The 386-nt window shown below is 70.7% G+C and carries 1 protein-coding gene; it reads right to left on the bottom strand.

The genetic code is table 11. The features are described from left to right. Nucleotides 1-14: 14 nt before the first annotated feature. Nucleotides 15-386 (bottom strand): hypothetical protein (locus BI06_RS04570; RefSeq protein WP_043465255.1); only part of this gene is annotated, 372 nt, incomplete at its 5' end.

The following is a 386-nucleotide window of genomic DNA, read 5'->3' as shown; positions in this document are numbered from 1 at the left end:
GCCAGCGCGGCCGGTCACGCGCGCCACTCGAAGCCGTCCAGCTCTGGGCTGTGCCCCAACAACCGCACGTTGACGTAGATCCGCGAGGACGTGACCGCACGCATGGCGTCGCTCGGGTGCCGGTAGGTCCGGCAGTACCGGCGGCCGTCGTCCAGCCCTTCCCACGCGACGACGTACGGCCCGTGTTCGTCCCTAGTGCTGGCCACGAGCGCGACCGGTTCGCCGTCCACCCACGCAACCAGCGCGTACGGGGCCGTCTCCAACTCCCGATCCAGGGTGTAGACCACGGCGGCCCGGTCGGTCCCGTCCACGTCCTCTAGGGCACGCCACGCGGCCCCGTTGGCTGTCGGGTGAACGGTGCTCGAACCGGAGTACATGAACCCGGC

The sequence above is a fragment of the Kitasatospora sp. MBT66 genome (assembly GCF_000710405.2).
Classification (GTDB): Bacteria; Actinomycetota; Actinomycetes; order Streptomycetales; family Streptomycetaceae; genus Kitasatospora; species Kitasatospora purpeofusca.
The sequence above is the reverse complement of the archived record's forward strand: the minus strand, read 5'-3'. Positions and strand labels throughout refer to the sequence as shown.